General features: G+C 37.2%; 16 protein-coding genes and 1 other annotated feature. Of the genes, 10 read left to right on the top strand and 6 right to left on the bottom strand.

Going from position 1 to position 16015, the window contains the following annotated elements; translation table 11 throughout:
• The first annotated feature begins 13 nt into the window (after positions 1-13).
• Positions 14-790, top strand: coding sequence for a 3-hydroxybutyrate dehydrogenase (locus DZB84_RS08460; RefSeq protein WP_116351826.1), 777 nt, complete (start codon positions 14-16; stop codon positions 788-790).
• A gap of 132 nt (positions 791-922) precedes the next feature.
• Here DZB84_RS08460 and DZB84_RS08455 read toward each other — a convergent pair whose 3' ends face one another.
• Positions 923-1984, bottom strand: coding sequence for a multicopper oxidase domain-containing protein (locus tag DZB84_RS08455; RefSeq protein ID WP_116351825.1), 1062 nt, complete (start codon positions 1982-1984; stop codon positions 923-925).
• Between the two features lie 408 nt (positions 1985-2392).
• Positions 2393-2624 (top strand) — a binding site (T-box leader).
• Between the two features lie 60 nt (positions 2625-2684).
• On the opposite strand from DZB84_RS08455, the gene leuS reads away from it, so the two are divergent.
• Positions 2685-5102: a leucine--tRNA ligase gene (leuS, locus tag DZB84_RS08450; RefSeq protein WP_116351824.1), complete on the top strand. Its 2418-nt coding sequence runs from the start codon at positions 2685-2687 to the stop codon at positions 5100-5102.
• Between the two features lie 68 nt (positions 5103-5170).
• Here the strand turns inward: leuS and DZB84_RS08445 are convergent, their stop codons facing one another.
• The gene (locus DZB84_RS08445; RefSeq protein ID WP_189655185.1) at positions 5171-6226 is read right to left on the bottom strand and encodes a M42 family metallopeptidase; all 1056 of its coding nucleotides are present in this window, start codon (positions 6224-6226) and stop codon (positions 5171-5173) included.
• A gap of 136 nt (positions 6227-6362) precedes the next feature.
• On the opposite strand from DZB84_RS08445, the gene DZB84_RS08440 reads away from it, so the two are divergent.
• The 4 genes from DZB84_RS08440 (at position 6363) to DZB84_RS08425 (ending at position 8574) form a co-directional block, all read left to right on the top strand.
• Positions 6363-6665 (top strand): rhodanese-like domain-containing protein, encoded by a 303-nt coding sequence (locus DZB84_RS08440; protein WP_189655184.1) that lies wholly within the window; start codon positions 6363-6365, stop codon positions 6663-6665.
• A 170-nt stretch (positions 6666-6835) separates the two neighbouring features.
• Positions 6836-7366, top strand: a complete 531-nt coding sequence (locus DZB84_RS08435) for a hypothetical protein (protein WP_116351822.1) — start codon at positions 6836-6838, stop codon at positions 7364-7366.
• Positions 7367-7764: 398 nt separating this feature from the next.
• A complete protein-coding gene (locus DZB84_RS08430; RefSeq protein ID WP_223254397.1) occupies positions 7765-8340 on the top strand; it encodes a hypothetical protein in 576 nt (191 codons plus the stop codon).
• A gap of 48 nt (positions 8341-8388) precedes the next feature.
• The gene (locus DZB84_RS08425) at positions 8389-8574 is read left to right on the top strand and encodes a sporulation protein Cse60 (protein ID WP_116351820.1); all 186 of its coding nucleotides are present in this window, start codon (positions 8389-8391) and stop codon (positions 8572-8574) included.
• Positions 8575-8606: 32 nt separating this feature from the next.
• Here DZB84_RS08425 and DZB84_RS08420 read toward each other — a convergent pair whose 3' ends face one another.
• The gene (locus DZB84_RS08420) at positions 8607-9881 is read right to left on the bottom strand and encodes a BaiN/RdsA family NAD(P)/FAD-dependent oxidoreductase (protein ID WP_116351819.1); all 1275 of its coding nucleotides are present in this window, start codon (positions 9879-9881) and stop codon (positions 8607-8609) included.
• Between the two features lie 13 nt (positions 9882-9894).
• Positions 9895-10287: a thiol-disulfide oxidoreductase DCC family protein gene (locus tag DZB84_RS08415; protein WP_116351818.1), complete on the bottom strand. Its 393-nt coding sequence runs from the start codon at positions 10285-10287 to the stop codon at positions 9895-9897.
• Positions 10288-10504: 217 nt separating this feature from the next.
• Here DZB84_RS08415 and DZB84_RS08410 point away from each other — a divergent pair, with 217 nt between their 5' ends.
• Positions 10505-12139: a putative polysaccharide biosynthesis protein gene (locus DZB84_RS08410; protein ID WP_116351817.1), complete on the top strand. Its 1635-nt coding sequence runs from the start codon at positions 10505-10507 to the stop codon at positions 12137-12139.
• A gap of 82 nt (positions 12140-12221) precedes the next feature.
• On the opposite strand, the gene DZB84_RS08405 is transcribed toward DZB84_RS08410, so the two are convergent.
• Complete coding sequence (locus tag DZB84_RS08405; protein ID WP_116351816.1) at positions 12222-12449, bottom strand: hypothetical protein; 228 nt, start codon at positions 12447-12449, stop codon at positions 12222-12224.
• A 127-nt stretch (positions 12450-12576) separates the two neighbouring features.
• Between DZB84_RS08405 and DZB84_RS08400 the strand changes: the two genes are divergently transcribed.
• Positions 12577-13296 (top strand): pseudouridine synthase, encoded by a 720-nt coding sequence (locus DZB84_RS08400; protein WP_116351815.1) that lies wholly within the window; start codon positions 12577-12579, stop codon positions 13294-13296.
• Between the two features lie 125 nt (positions 13297-13421).
• Here DZB84_RS08400 and DZB84_RS08395 read toward each other — a convergent pair whose 3' ends face one another.
• Positions 13422-13640: a DeoR family transcriptional regulator gene (locus DZB84_RS08395; protein WP_116351814.1), complete on the bottom strand. Its 219-nt coding sequence runs from the start codon at positions 13638-13640 to the stop codon at positions 13422-13424.
• 355 nt (positions 13641-13995) lie between these two features.
• On the opposite strand from DZB84_RS08395, the gene DZB84_RS08390 reads away from it, so the two are divergent.
• Positions 13996-14718 (top strand): ABC transporter ATP-binding protein, encoded by a 723-nt coding sequence (locus tag DZB84_RS08390; protein ID WP_116351813.1) that lies wholly within the window; start codon positions 13996-13998, stop codon positions 14716-14718.
• Complete coding sequence (locus DZB84_RS08385; RefSeq protein WP_189655183.1) at positions 14711-15871, top strand: ABC transporter permease; 1161 nt, start codon at positions 14711-14713, stop codon at positions 15869-15871. Before DZB84_RS08390 ends, DZB84_RS08385 begins: the two co-directional genes overlap by 8 nt.
• Positions 15872-16015 lie beyond the last annotated feature (144 nt).

Here is a 16015-nt window from a genome sequence, read left to right as displayed (position 1 = left end):
GGACATTTATTTTATGGTTAAAAATCAGGTTATCTTAATTACCGGTGCAGCACGTGGAATCGGATTTGAAATTGGAAAAGTCTTTGCTGAAAATGGCGCACGTGTGGTGTTAACAGATATGGATGAAGCAGAGGTGAAAAATTCTGCATTACAGCTTCAACAATCGGGTTATGAAGCAAGCGGATTAAAATGTAATGTCACGAATGAAACAGAAATTATGAAGATGATCAATGACACTGTTTCAACATATGGAAGAATTGATTGTTTAATTAATAATGCAGGGCTGCAGCATGTGTCACCAATCGAGGATTTTCCAACGGAAAAATTCGAGCTACTATTATCCGTTATGCTAACAGCCCCATTTGTTGCCATTAAGCATGTTTTTCCGATTATGAAACAGCAGAAATTTGGGCGGATCATTAATATGGCATCCATAAATGGGTTAATTGGCTTTGCCGGTAAAGCCGCCTATAATAGTGCAAAACATGGTGTTATCGGTCTAACGAAGGTTGCCGCACTAGAGGGAGCGGAGCATGGGATTACAGTGAATGCCGTATGCCCTGGATATGTGGATACACCACTTGTAAGAAATCAATTAGTTGATTTAGCAAAGACAAGAAATGTGGATTTGGAAAAGGTTTTAGAAGAGGTGATCTATCCGCTTGTACCACAAAAGCGATTGTTAGCGGTGGATGAGATCGCAAATTATGTACTATTTTTAGCAAGTGAGCATGCAAAAGGAATAACAGGTCAGGCTTGTGTAATCGATGGAGGTTATACGGCTCAATAGAAATAGAAAAAGAATCTCAGAATTTGAGATTCTTTTTCTGCTATTTTTCTATTTTTGTGTTAAACTTTATTTAGACTTTTTGTTGACTGTATTAAGAAGTGCCAGTTGTGTGCTTTTTTAATATGGTCTTTTTTAATGCCCAGCTGCTGCACTTCCATCATCTTTCCCATCTGCAGTTACCTTTAACAATGCTGCTGCTCCTTTTTGAACGTGGTTAAATTGATGGGTAACGATTGAGTATGTTCCTTCTTTCATTACAGTGAATTCTACAACTGCACCACCGCTCGCAGGAAGCATAACTGTTTGTAGTCCTTCCATATGATTGTATGGGTTACCGTCGATATACACGTCGTCAAAGATTGTACCAACTACGTGGAAAGAGCTCACTTCGTTTGGACCTACGTTGTTAATGTAAAGTCTAACTTTGTCGCCCACTTTTGCAAGTAGTGGTGTTTCTTTTAATGAGAAAGTATCACCATTTGTGTTTAAGTCGCCTTCTTTAAGAGCTTTTGTTGAAAATACGACTTGGCTAGGTACACCGTTTGTCATGTCATCTAAATCATTGTATTTGTACCATTCGTTTTGGATGATAAGGTATTCTCTGTCAATCTCATTATCTGTTGGATAGCCATTTTTCGGTTTAACAATAATGGTTCCATGCATGCCATTTGCGATGTGTGATAACACAGGTTTTGTACCACAGTGATACATGAACACTCCTGGTTTGTTTGCTGGATAAGAGAATGTTCCACTTTCGTCTGGCATGACATCAATGAAATCCTTCGAAGGTGAAGCATGTACTGCATGGAAGTCCATACTATGTGGAATAGCTGGATCCATATTTTTTAATGTAAAGTTAATAGTGTCACCTTCGTTTACAACTACAACAGGTCCAGGTGCTTCACCATTAAAGGTCCAAGCCTTATAGGTATAGCCTTTGTCAATTTCAATGTCCGTAATCTGTGCAGTCATTTCAACATTTACAACATTTTCTGAAACTCTTTCTACTTTTAAAGGAACTGGTTCTTGGTTAAGGTCTTTGTGTGGGGCAATAATTTCCCCAGTTTTTGTTTCAGTAGCAGTTGTTTGAGCCTCCACCTTTTTTTCTAATGCCACATCTTGCTTTCCACAACCAGATAAAACAATTGAAGTTCCAACCAAAGATGCGAGTAACCATTTCACTTGCTTGTTCATAAAATTTTACCCCCTTGAACTTGGTTATTGATTTGGTTTTTGATTTCCTTCTACACCTTAATCATATTCAGAGAGGGGACCCCAAAGAGTGATTTAAATCACGATATTGATGGTAATCTGTGTACAGTTTGTGAAAAGGTGAACATATAAACAACTTTCCAATAGTGGTAAGGGTTTAAACGCCCTCGAAACATCATTTTTAGTCAAAATTACATCACAATTTAGGGCTGTTTTCACAAAGTACGATTCGTCTTATTTTAGAAGGAAAATGAGCTAATTTGAAAAATAAACCGTCCATGTTTAGTAAAAGATAAATTGGGTATAATGTTGGGGGAAAAGCCCAAATTTTCCTATTTTACTTGCAGTTCTATCACAAATTCTATACAATACTGAATATAATCAAAAATACATGAAGCGTTGAAAAGGAGTAGTAGTGTTCTACACACGTGTTAGAGAGTTGACGGGTGGTGCAAGTCAATCGTTGATGAACATGAACTCGCCTTAGAGCAATAAGCATGAAATGCAGGAGCAAACTAGTGCTTATCGACTGGTCCGCGTTAAGGATAAATGAAGTGAGTGCACAATTTGTCACTAATGTGGGTGGTACCGCGGGAAGAATACATATCCTCTCGTCCCTTTTTGGGATTAGAGGTTTTTTGTTTTTTTTAGAGGTTTTTAGGATTATTAAGGAGGAAGTCTTATGAGTTTTAATCACCAAAAGATCGAAAAAAAGTGGCAGCAGTATTGGGAACAGAACAAAACATTTAAGACAACTGAAGACAAAGGTAAGCGTAAATTTTATGCGCTAGACATGTTTCCATATCCATCTGGTGCTGGACTACATGTAGGTCACCCAGAAGGCTATACTGCTACTGATATTTTATCAAGAATGAAGAGAATGCAAGGGTACAATGTTCTACACCCAATGGGATGGGATGCATTTGGGTTACCTGCTGAGCAATATGCATTAGATACTGGAAATGACCCTGCTGAATTCACTGAAAAAAATATCAATACCTTCCGTCGTCAAATTAAAGAACTCGGATTTTCATATGATTGGGATCGTGAAATTAACACAACAGATCCTAAATATTATAAATGGACTCAATGGATTTTCACAAAGCTTTATGAAAAAGGATTAGCATATGTGGATGAAATTCCTGTTAACTGGTGTCCAGCATTAGGAACAGTACTTGCTAATGAAGAAGTCATTGATGGAAAAAGTGAACGTGGTGGCCATCCTGTAGAAAGACGCCCAATGAGACAATGGGTGTTGCGAATTACGGCATATGCTGAGCGTTTACTAGAAGACTTAGAAGAACTAGACTGGCCGGAAAGCTTAAAAGAAATGCAGCGTAACTGGATCGGTCGTTCTGAAGGAGCACATGTAACTTTCAACATTGATGGACATGATGAAACATTTACTGTTTTCACAACACGTCCCGATACTTTATTTGGTGCTACTTACGCGGTACTTGCTCCTGAGCACCCATTTGTTGATAAAATCACGACACCTGAACAAAAAGAAGCAGTTAATGCTTACTTAAATAAAGTTAAAAGTAAGAGTGATCTTGAGCGTACAGACTTAGCAAAAGATAAAACTGGGGTATTCACAGGTGCATATGCCATCAACCCTGTAAATCAAGAAAAAATGCCAATCTGGATTGCAGATTATGTCTTAATGAGCTATGGGACAGGTGCAATTATGGCAGTTCCTGCCCATGATGAGCGTGACTATGAATTTGCTGTGAAATTTGAATTGCCTATTAAAGAAGTAGTTGCTGGTGGAGATGTTACTAAAGAAGCATACACTGGCGACGGTGAACATGTAAATTCAGATTTTCTTAATGGTTTAAATAAAGAAGAAGCCATTACTAAAATGATTGCATGGCTAGAGGAAAATAAGATTGGTAAAAAGGAAATTACCTACAAACTTCGTGATTGGTTATTTAGCCGTCAGCGTTATTGGGGTGAACCGATTCCAATTATTCAATGGGAAGATGGAACAATGACAACTGTTCCAGAGGAAGAACTTCCACTTATGCTTCCAAAAACGAAGGAAATCAAACCTTCTGGAACAGGCGAGTCACCTCTTGCGAATATCGCTGAATGGGTAAATGTGGTTGATGAGAAGACCGGTAAAAAAGGTCGTCGTGAAACAAACACAATGCCACAGTGGGCAGGTAGCTGTTGGTACTATTTACGTTATATTGATCCACATAATGAAGAAGCTCTAGCAGATCCGGAAAAAATAAAAGAATGGTTACCAGTTGATATTTACATCGGTGGAGCAGAGCATGCGGTGCTGCACTTGCTATATGCAAGATTCTGGCACAAAGTTCTATATGATATTGGCGTTGTTTCAACGAAAGAACCATTCCAAAAGCTTTTCAACCAAGGTATGATTCTTGGTGAAGGTAACGAAAAAATGAGTAAGTCAAAAGGAAATGTTGTAAATCCTGATGATATTATTGAATCACATGGTGCAGATACGCTTCGTTTATATGAAATGTTCATGGGACCATTAGATGCTTCCATTGCTTGGTCAACAAACGGACTTGATGGGTCACGTCGATTCCTAGATCGAATTTGGCGCTTACTCGTTGATGACAATGGAAACATATCATCAAAAGTAAAAGATGATTCTAATGACACTTCCCTTGAACGTGTGTATCACCAAACAGTGAAAAAGGTAACAGAGGATTACGAAGCATTACACTTTAACACTGCGATTTCACAATTAATGGTTTTCATTAATGAAGCATATAAAGCAACTGATTTACCAAAGCCATTCATTGAAGGGTTTGTAAAACTTCTTTCTCCAGTTGCTCCCCATCTTGCTGAAGAGCTTTGGGAGAAGCTTGGTAATACAGGTACAATTGCTTATGAATCTTGGCCAGCATTTGATGAAGCAAAATTAGTGGAAGCTGAAATTGAAATTGTTATTCAAGTGAATGGAAAAGTAAAGGCGAAGCTTCATGTTCCAGCGGATGCTTCAAAAGAAGCACTTGAACAAATTGCAATGGGTGCAGACCCAATCAAAGAACAAATTGAAGGCAAAACTGTCCGTAAGGTAATTGCGGTACCAGGAAAGCTTGTAAATATTGTTGCGAATTAAAAATAAAGCCCTCCACTTGGAGGGCTTTAAACATGTAACAGGATGCCTGATGTTTCATCCTAATACGCTTATTCAACCATTTCAGATTGTAGATAGTGATAAATCAATTTTGTTGTGTTTTCAATCGAATCTTTATGTGTACGTTCAAATGCATGAGAAGAGTCAATTCCAGGACCGATTAATCCGTGGATAATATCATGTCCAGAACGAATCGCTGCAGAAGCATCAGAGCCATAGTAAGGATAGATGTCTAGCTTATAGCCAATTTCATGCTTTTCAGCAAGCTGGACTAGCTTTTTACGGAAAGCATAGTGATATGGACCGCTTGCGTCTTTCACACAAATGGAAACTGTATATTCATCTGTTGATTGACCATCACCCATTGCTCCCATATCCACTGCTAAATATTCGACAGTTTCGGGTGTGATATTGGAATTTCCGCCATAGCCAATTTCCTCGTTATTCGAAATAAGAAAATGGGTTGTATATGGAAGTTCAATGTTTTCGGCTTTGATTTGTTTAATCAATTGAAGCAGAATGCCAACACTCGCTTTATCATCTAAGTGACGAGATTTAATATAGCCTGTGGATGTAACCTCAACTCGTGGATCGAAGGAAACAAAGTCTCCAACCTCAATCCCAAGAGCACGAACCTCTTCTGCATTTTTAACTTTTTCATCAATACGGACTTCCATATTTTCTTGATTACGCTCAGCCTTCCCAGCATCTTTATAGACATGTACAGACTGCTGATGCATCAGGATTGTACCCGTATAGAATTTTCCTGTTGAAGTTTCGATGCGGCAATATTCACCTTCGATAGAGTTATATTTAAACCCACCGATGAGATCAAGCTTTAATCGACCGCTTGGTTTGATTTCTTTTACGATAGCCCCCAAAGTGTCCACATGTGCAGTGAGCATACGGTGTTTTTGTGTGTCCTTTCCAGGAAGTGTAGCGATGAGACCGCCTTTGCGATTTCGATATGTATCCACATTTGCTTCTGTTAAAAGCTTCTCAACGAATGTAATTACTTCATTGGTGTTCCCGGATGGACTTGGAATCGAAACAAGTTCTTTTATGAGTTGAATCGTTTCGTCAGTATTTGGATAAGTCAACTTCATTTCCCCCTTGATGTTCAGCTAGTTTCATCATACTCTTTTTTATATAGAAATTCTAGTTTGACAAAACGTGGAAAATTGAATTCTTTATTTCCACTTTGTTATAATAGTCGAGACGATTTTTGAAAGGATGGGACCTATGATTGAAGAAATCACAACAGAAGAATTAAGACAAAAGCTTGAGAATGGGGAAAAATTAGAGCTTGTCGATGTCCGTGAGGATGAAGAAGTAGCAGAAGGCATGATTCCGGGCGCTAAGCATATCAAAATGGGGGATATTCCAGATAACCTGGGGTATTTTGATAAGGATACAGAATACATTATCATCTGCCGCTCTGGTGGAAGAAGCTTCAACGTCTGTGCATTTCTAGATGACCAAGGCTACAAAGTACGAAACATGGTCGGTGGCATGATGAATTGGACTGGTGAAACAAAACGATAAAACAGATTCTGATACATATCTAGCGTGGATTCTAATATGAATTCGCGCTTTTTATTATAGTTGCAATAATAAACAATAATATTATGTTTAAAATTAATAAAAATTTATTGATAAACAATAAATCATCCTTTAAAATCAAACTAGAAATGTTTTTATTAAGGAGGATAAGAATGACACTATTTTTAATGGTCGGTATATTGTTAATGATTTTAGTAGGGGTAAATCGAAATAAACTGGTAACTAGTATTGGTCTCAATAATGGTCTAGTAAAAAAACTATCAAGCTATGAGTGGTTCCAAAACCCTTGGCTTAGTGGTCTATTTTTATTTGTGTTAAATGCAATTCTATTTGGCTCCACTTTACTAATACTCTTTTTATTAGGCTTTTTAACCATTCCTTATATCCATTTATTGGTTATGTTTGGGGCTGTCATCGTAAGCTTGGTAGCCTGGATTATTCTACTACATGCATGGACTGGAGATAAGAAGGGGCGGATTTTAAGAGGGTTTATCGGTAGTAGCTTTTATTTACTACTCACACTCATATTCACCTATATGATTGTAACACTTGAACCACAATTCCCTGGACACGATACATTCATGGCATTTATCGGTCTTGTTATGGCAATTACAGTAACGTTGGTAGCTTTCATAACCTGCTTTTTATTTACAGGCTTGTTTGAGAGAAAGGAAATGCATTAATTTTAGGGTTAATTAAGGAAGAATCTTCAAGACTTTTTACTAAAATGGAAAAGGTCATAGCACAAATGCCTGATAAGCAATGGCTATTGTATAAAAAAGGAAAAGGCTATAGTATAAATGCCTGATAAGCTGTGAGTATTGTATAAAAAAGGAAAAAGTCATAGTATAAATGCTTGATAAGCTGTGAGTATTGTATAAAAAAGGAAAAACTCATAGTATAAATGCTTGATAAGACAGGACTGTTGTAATAAAAAGGAAAAAGAAATAGCGCAAATGTTTGATAAGCTACGACTATAGTAAAAATTAATAGTTAAAAATGAAAAAATATGATGCGTTCGGATCATTTATGCAACCTTTCACATCCATTTTCGACTATACCTAAAAAGGGGGTCGACGATTTGAAATATTTAAAAGGGTTGCTTGTCCTGCTGTTACTTTTTCTGATTTTTATTAGTCTTTTCCCTCGTCAAGCATCTGCATGTGATTGCGCTCGGCCGGAATCCGTAAATGATGAGTTAAATAGAAAAACAGCGGTTTTTTCTGGAAAAGTGATTGATCTTGTTGATGAAAATAAATTTTCCTACAGCCAATCGAGTGCAGACCCAATAAACGTGTTATTCGAGGTTAAAGAAAGTTGGAAAGGTATTCATACTTCCCAGGTTATCGTAAGCACTGCAAGATCAGGTGCGAGCTGTGGATATGAATTTGAATTAAACAAGGAATATCTTGTATATGCGTACGGGGATAAAGAACAATTAGAAACAGGATTTTGTGAGAGAACGGAATTATTATCTGCAGCGGGTGAGGATCTAGATATTCTTGGAAAAGGGAAGGTTCCAACTGAAAAAGTGGATTTGCAAGGAGAGCTAAGGGAGCCAGGAAAATCAAATCTTGTTTTGTACCTTTCCATAGTCGGAATCTTATTGATTGTAGGGTTCGCAATCTTTAAAAGAGTGAAAAAACCTAGATTATAAGCTTAAGAATCTAAAACTCTGTCAATACTAGTAGTGGAGGTGGAGTTTATGGCATTAAAGGTTAAGGTTTTTGATGAAGAACATGAAGAGGATTTAGAACATAAGATGAATCGTTTTTTTGAAAAAGTGGATGAACATGATATTGTTGAGGTTAAATTCCAAGTTGGGGTATCCTGTGACCAAGAGGATGATCAAATTTTTTGTTTTTCGGCTATGATCATATATAGAGCCTAACCCATTAGTTGCTATTGGAGTTAGGCTCTATTTTAGTTTCGTAAGGCAGTTGCATGCTTTCCTGCGTTTTCACCGGCTAATCTACCTGTCACAAGGGCTGATGTAATGTTATAACCGCCCGTATATCCGTGAATATCAAGGATTTCCCCACAGAAAAAGAGTCCCTTCATTAATTTTGATTCCATTTCCTTTGGATGAATCTCTTTTATTGACACCCCACCACCCGTTACAAATGCTTTTTCAATTGACAGCGTTCCGTTGACTGTAAACTGAAATTGCTTGCAATCTTTTGCAAATGCACGAATACGATCATGCGATAAGTTTGCAAAGGTAACAAGAGGGTCAATTTCATTTTTCTCAAGCAAAAATAGTAGGTATCTTTCTGGTAAAAAGCCTTTTAAGATATTTTTTAAAGATTTCTTTGGGTCCTCTTTTGATTGTTTTAAAATCTGTTGGAAGATTTGTTCCTCATTTAATGATGGCAGTGCATCAATACTCATAACTACACGGTCTACATGAAACTTTTTCATCGTTTTTACAACAAACTGACTACAGCGTAAAACCGCCGGTCCTGAAATACCAAAGTGAGTGAATAGCATGTCCATTTGATGGGTGATAACTGTTTTTCCTTTAGGGTTTAGGACACTCACAGCAACATCCCGTAATGCTAAACCTTGTAAGGTTTTGTTTTTGATGAATTCCTCATCAGATGTAACCGGGACTTCAGTTGGGAAGAGATCTGTAATCGTATGACCGGCTGCTTCTGCCCAAGCATAGCCGTCTCCAGTCGAACCTGTTTGTGGTACCGATTTACCACCGACAGCGACAACGATACATCCAGCTTCTACATATTCACCGTTTTTCAAATGTACACCAGCAACATGTCCATCTTTATAATCAAGCCTAGCAACAGGTGTGTTCGTTTCGATATGGACATCTAATGAATTGAGCCTAGTTAACAATGCATCGACAACAGATTGCGCTTTATTGGTTGTTGGGAACATTCTGCCATGGTCTTCTTCTTTAAGCTGAATTCCTAACTTTTCAAAGAAAGCTATAATATCTTCATTATTAAAAACAGAAAATGCACTATATAAAAACCGACCATTTCCTGGAATGTGCTTAATGATTTCATCGATTGGAAGACGGTTTGTGACATTACAGCGCCCCCCGCCTGAAATCGCAAGCTTTCTCCCAAGCTTATTCCCTTTATCTAAAAGAAGTACCTTCGCGCCTTGCTCACCGGCGGCGATCGCAGCCATTAAGCCAGAAGGTCCTCCTCCAATTACAACAACATCATACTGCAAATGTAAACACTCCTTAATCTAAAAATCGCTTCCGAACGTCTGGAGAAGGAAGCATACAGCTTTCCTGTTTTCCAAACCATTTATAACGATTATTGGCAATTATATGATAAAATATGTCCCTGATGGGGGCCGGTATCACTTTAAAAATATACAGAAAGCGGTATGCACCACTCAGATTACGACAGACTCTAAGAGCTGCACTTGATTTTGTATAATACTGATCGCCTTCAATTAATACGATACTATTAATATCCTCAGGAATGCCATGTTTTTTCAATAATGACTTTCCTGCTTCACTTTGCAGGGACGCAAAATGGTACATTTGTTTCGAATCTTTTTTCAGGATAAATTGCACACTGCTATTGCAAAAATGACAAACTCCATCAAACAAGATAATATGATTCATGGCTTTCCACACTCCCATATTTTCTTATCTACATCATATCATGGGAACAGGGTATAGAATAACGTTGAATTTCAAATTCAATAAGTCTAAACTATACATAAAAAAGCGAAAGAATCCATTATGTCATGAAACTGACAAATAAATATAGGTTATTAATTTTTATAAATATGATAAACTTGATTAGTTAGTCTTCAAAAATAGAGATTGGGGATTTAATATGGCAGATTCAAATTCAAAATTACTGCGTGGGACGTTTGTCTTAACCCTTGCTACATATATTTCTCGAGTACTTGGAATGATTTATGTTTTTCCATTCGTTTATTTAGTTGGAGATATTGGTTCTGCTCTTTATTCCTATGGGTATGCTCAATATACCATCTTTTTATTTATATCAACTGCTGGAATTCCAGCTGCTGTTTCTAAATTTGTTTCGAAATATAATTCCCTTGGCGATTATCATACTGGAATGAGGATGTATAAATCCGGACTTATCGTAATGGGACTTACCGGTATATTAGGCTTTACAATCTTAAATTTACTTGCACCCATTCTTGCACCCATTGTTCTTGGTGGAGAAGATGCAAAAAATACAGTTGAAGATGTTACGTATGTGATTCGAATGGTCAGTTTTGCTCTACTTGTCGTTCCGATTATGAGTATTCAAAGAGGTTTTTTCCAGGGACATCAATCAATGGGACCAACGGCTGTTTCACAGGTGGTGGAACAAATTGTCCGAATTCTTTTCGTCCTGTCAGCAACCTTTATCGTGATGCAGGTAATGGCTGGTGAAAGGGTATTCGCAGTTGGATTAGCTACATTTGGTGCGTTTATTGGAGCATTGGGAGGTTTGGCAGTCCTCATCTGGTATTGGTTTAAGCGAAAACCATATTTAGATGAAATGCTTGCAAAAAGTAGACCACAAACGGATATGACAACAAAAGAAATGTTTAAGGAGCTTTTCTCTTACGCAGGACCTTTTGTCCTTGTGGGACTTTCAATTCCTCTTTATCAATATGTTGACCAACTCACCTTTAACAGGACAATGATCGAAAACGGTTTTGATAAAGATGTATCAGAGGGATTATTCTCATATGTCACATTTATGGTTCCAAAATTAGTCATGATTCCCGTTTCTTTGGCAACGGCGTTTAGTTTGACACTTGTTCCAACGATTACAAATTCATTTACATCAGGTGATTTTAAACTACTTAGAAGCCAAATTGATAAGACATTTCAAATTTGTGTACTGTTGGTTTTACCGGCAGTTGTTGGTTTATCCGTATTAGCGTACCCTACCTTCAATGCGTTATTTGAAATGAATGTGGCTGGTGGCAGAATTTTAAGATGGTATGCACCTGTTGCGATTCTATTTTCATTTTATTCGATTTCAGCTGCTATTTTACAAGGAATAAATAAGCAAAAATTTGCAGTTGTTAGTCTGTTCATGGGGCTTATTCTAAAAATCAGTTTCAATAGTTTGTTTATTACCTGGTTTGGCGAGATAGGTTCGATACTAGCAACAGCTTTAGGTTACACGGTAGCAATTGCGTATTGCTTCTGGATGATTTCAAGACATGCTGGGTATAGTTATTCATTGTTTGCAAGGAGAACGCTTTTAATGGCTATTTTTGCGACAGTGATGGCTTTGACGATAATGTTGATTGAGTGGCTACTATCATTTATTGTCGGATATGAAAATGGCAGATTACAGTCGGTCTTTGTTTTATTAGTAGGGGTTGCAGTTGGCGCTGTTGCGTATCTATATTTAGCATATCGTTCACGCCTATTGGAGGTTCTAATTGGCAATCGATTATCATTTTTATCAAGAAATAGGAAAAAGGCTGTGCAGTAAGTGACAGCCTTTTTTAAGATTCTAATACTACAGTTTGTGTGAGATTAGGTTTTCCCGGGTGTTAGAAGGTTCTCTTTATGAGTTAGCCTTGGAAAGTACCAAAGCCAAGACGGCGCTCTATTCGGTTTACACGGCGGTCTAAACGAACAATCTGATTTTCTAGTCTTTGCATTTGGCGCTCAATCCGGTCGAGACGAAGGTTTACGTTTCCGCCGACGCCTCCGCCTCCTCCAGGGAATCCAGGGAATCCAGGACTGCCTGGGAAGAAACCCTGAGGTTGTTGACGATAATCATAGTCATAATAATACATTGTGGTTTCGCTCCTTTTTCTTTTTAAAAGTACAGTAATAGTGTATGTTAATAGGGCTTTTGTGTAATGAATAAAACGCCTATTCTTAGTTAGATAGGTATTCGCACAGGTAAAGGAGGTTATTGCATTGCGAATTGATAAATTACTTGCAAATCGAGGTTTTGGAAGTAGAAAAGAGGTAAAGAGCTTATTAAAATCAGGAGCCGTTCAAATAAATGGCATACCGGTTAAAGATTCTAGTAAGCATGTAAAAGTCGAAGCAGATCTAGTCACCGTTCATGGAGAAGTGATTGAATACAAAGAATTTATCTATTTAATGTTAAATAAGCCTCAAGGTGTCATTTCCGCAACAGAGGATCATCTTCATGATACAGTCTTAGATTTGTTAGAAATGGAAGATGCAGTCTATAAGCCTTTTCCAGTGGGGCGGTTGGACAAAGATACGGAAGGGTTATTACTTTTAACGAATGATGGTCAGCTTGCACATCAATTGCTTTCCCCCAAAAAACATGTTCCCAAAACGTATGTAGCCATCATTGAGGGAGAGGTAACAGTAGAGGATGTGGAGGCTTTCCGAAACGGAGTTATCCTTGATGATGGATATGAAACGATGCCAGCTGTTCTGACGATTATTAGCAGTGGATTACGTTCTGAGATCGAAGTTGTAATCGAGGAAGGAAAATTCCATCAGGTAAAACGAATGTTTGAAGCAGTAGGAAAACGAGTCGTTTATTTGAAAAGAATGAAGATGGGGCCATTACCACTAGATGAAACACTTGAGCTTGGTGAATACCGAGAGCTCACGGATGAAGAGGTTACATTATTAAAAACGTATACGAAAAAGTAACAAGGGCTGTCTTAGTGACAGCCCCTTTTTTATTAGAATCTAGTTTCTCCATATGTATCTGTATGAAAAGGCCTTCTAGTGTGAAGTTATTTGCTACCTTCTTCATATGCCCCTTATGTTTGTTGCTAAGATATTTTGACTTTCTTCTTTGTGATTGTCCATTTTCCACGGCTAGGGCTTTGAACCAAATCATTATATGCTAACACATTCAAATCGCGCTGAATGGTACGTGAAGTAGTTCCAAATTCATCCACAAGCTCCTGAGTTGTTACAGTCCCTTTTTCGTTAATAAACATGTAGACTGATTTGATACGAGTTAACATACGGTTTGTTGAAGGTTTCAAAAAACCACTCCTTATCATTTTTGTACATGATATACATGCCTCAGTCGTACTCTTAAACTAATTTTCTCAAAATAACGATTCGCAACAGTTTTTCTTATTTTAATAACCCAATCTTATATATATGTCCCATATCACCTCATTTCTTTACAGGTGCGTTTGCTATATATATATAGTTGTATCTGAATAGTATGACTCTTTCTACATAAATTGTCAAAAATCTTCATTTAGTTCTATTATAATCATAAATTATTTCTACTATTCTGTTTTTTACATTTTTATTACAGTTTGGTAAACCTTGGCTAAAATGGGGAACTTTTCTGTTGGATTTTCGTATGTAGTAGCGGAGGGATTGCTAATGGAACGGACTTTATTGGAAGTCTCAATACAGAATTCTGGCTATGAAGAAAATAGTAATATTGTAGAAAATCTTTCTTTTTCAATCAACCGAGGTGAGATTGTTGGGCTCATAGGACCCAATGGTGCTGGAAAAAGTACAACAATAAAAACGATTCTTGGATTATTAGAAAATTCCAATGGGAAAATTGATTTTATCAATAATCATACATATTCGTATATCCCGGAGAGACCGGTTTTTTATGATGAATTGACATTATGGGAGCATCTTGATTTGGCAGCGGGTGTAATGGAGATTGATGATGCTGACTTTAATGAGCGGGCAATGAGGTTAGTTAAACTCTTTCATATGGAAAAAGTGATTCATAAGCTTCCAAGTACATTTTCAAAAGGAATGCAGCAAAAGGTTATGCTTATTACTGCATTTCTCATAAAACCAGATATTTATATTATTGATGAACCATTTGTTGGATTAGATCCGATGGCAATGCAGGATTTTTTAACACTTATTGATTTGGAAAAACAACGTGGTGCTGGGATTTTGATGAGTACACATGTCCTAGATACTGCTGAAAAAGTGTGTGATCGTTTCCTATTGGTGGCGGGTGGTAGACTGAAGGCTCAGGGAAAGCTTGATAATATCCGTGAAAGTGCTAATTTACATGATGGCTCGCTTCTCCGGTGTTTTAACCAAATTGTGCAAGGTGAGTCGTCCGATGAATAAAAGCCTTTTTTTAACCCGACTTCGTACGGAAATAGCGTATCAATGGGGCGTATTTAGAAGTGTTGTAGACTGGACAATTTTTCTATATTTATTCATTCCAGTCATTGTGATTGGCGGTTATTATTATTATACATGGTGGGCAGACATTCCAAGTTGGATAAAGGGTATCCCACTTTCATTTATTATTAGTTTGCTTTATTTGTATTGCTGGCAAGGACGTATTCGGACATTTTTGGAGGAAGCGGACCAATTATTTTTATTACAAAAACGTTCCCTTGTGATCACTTTGAAAAAGTGGACAAGAAATCTATATGTGATTGGACATAGTATTGGCATCCTAGTTTTAATTGCTGTTTTGGCTCCATTTTTATTCAATCATTACACCCTATCCTTGGGTGAGATTTTTGTATTTGCAATTTATTTTATTAGCTTAAAGGCACTCATTCTTGGATGGAAACAGTACTTAGATGGTATTGTTTCAACATGGAAAAAGAGTCTTTATACGATTTTGATTTTCCTTGCATGTGGGATTTTTACTACAACACTAGTCATGTGGACCCTTGATACGTCTATCCTATTTTTATTTATCATCAGTGGTATTCAATGGTTTTTATTTATATGGAATTCCTCTAGAAGGATAAATAGGCTTACAACCTTTTCCAACGATGTTGACATAGAGAAGCAAGCAAAGCTCGTATATGTAAAAAGTATTTTTCTTTTTTCGGAATACGTCGAAAAAGTACCGAGTCAAAAGAAACGGAGCCCACTGTTTTATCGAAACTCAAAACGAATTTTTAAAAACCGAAATCGCAGGAAAAGCTTGCGAGAATTATGTATAAAAGTATTTTTTCGGAACAGGTCTTATTTGTTTCAATGTCTTCAAATCACAAGTATTACAACAGTGGCCTTGTTAATCATTCCACCGATCTGGATCAAATGTTTAATCTTTTTTGGATTTATTATCATTCTTAGAATGTGGGTTAAGATTGTAGTAAATCGAATTATGGCCAATCATTTTATCGTCAACGTAAGAAAAGATGATATTATTCGTATTCAGGCGGAACACTATATTGTGAATTTCATTTCGCTTCCTGTAATATTAATTGTAGGACTGATATTAATTTTAATCAGCTTAAGTAGGATACTTCTATAGTGGTGGGTGAATGTATTAAAAGTAAACCGTTATTATGATGGTTCCCTGGGCTGAATAAAATTAAAGCTTCCGGCGGATGCTACGGTTTTTCAAAGGGAATTTTTCGAGTTTGCTCGAAAATCGAGCGTAAATACGCTATGGTGT

This window comes from Bacillus sp. HNG, from assembly GCF_003400205.1.
GTDB lineage: Bacteria > Bacillota > Bacilli > Bacillales > Bacillaceae_L > Ferdinandcohnia.
This window is presented reverse-complemented; position numbering and strand designations above follow the sequence as displayed.

Coding starts and splice junctions, on each gene's coding strand:
- DZB84_RS08460 (WP_116351826.1), top strand. CDS start 14: ATGGTTAAAAATCAGGTTATCTTAATTACCGGTGCAGCACGTGGAATC.
- DZB84_RS08455 (WP_116351825.1), bottom strand. CDS start 1,984: ATGAACAAGCAAGTGAAATGGTTACTCGCATCTTTGGTTGGAACTTCA.
- leuS (WP_116351824.1), top strand. CDS start 2,685: ATGAGTTTTAATCACCAAAAGATCGAAAAAAAGTGGCAGCAGTATTGG.
- DZB84_RS08445 (WP_189655185.1), bottom strand. CDS start 6,226: ATGAAGTTGACTTATCCAAATACTGACGAAACGATTCAACTCATAAAA.
- DZB84_RS08440 (WP_189655184.1), top strand. CDS start 6,363: ATGATTGAAGAAATCACAACAGAAGAATTAAGACAAAAGCTTGAGAAT.
- DZB84_RS08435 (WP_116351822.1), top strand. CDS start 6,836: ATGACACTATTTTTAATGGTCGGTATATTGTTAATGATTTTAGTAGGG.
- DZB84_RS08425 (WP_116351820.1), top strand. CDS start 8,389: ATGGCATTAAAGGTTAAGGTTTTTGATGAAGAACATGAAGAGGATTTA.
- DZB84_RS08415 (WP_116351818.1), bottom strand. CDS start 10,287: ATGAATCATATTATCTTGTTTGATGGAGTTTGTCATTTTTGCAATAGC.
- DZB84_RS08410 (WP_116351817.1), top strand. CDS start 10,505: ATGGCAGATTCAAATTCAAAATTACTGCGTGGGACGTTTGTCTTAACC.
- DZB84_RS08405 (WP_116351816.1), bottom strand. CDS start 12,449: ATGTATTATTATGACTATGATTATCGTCAACAACCTCAGGGTTTCTTC.
- DZB84_RS08390 (WP_116351813.1), top strand. CDS start 13,996: ATGGAACGGACTTTATTGGAAGTCTCAATACAGAATTCTGGCTATGAA.
- DZB84_RS08385 (WP_189655183.1), top strand. CDS start 14,711: ATGAATAAAAGCCTTTTTTTAACCCGACTTCGTACGGAAATAGCGTAT.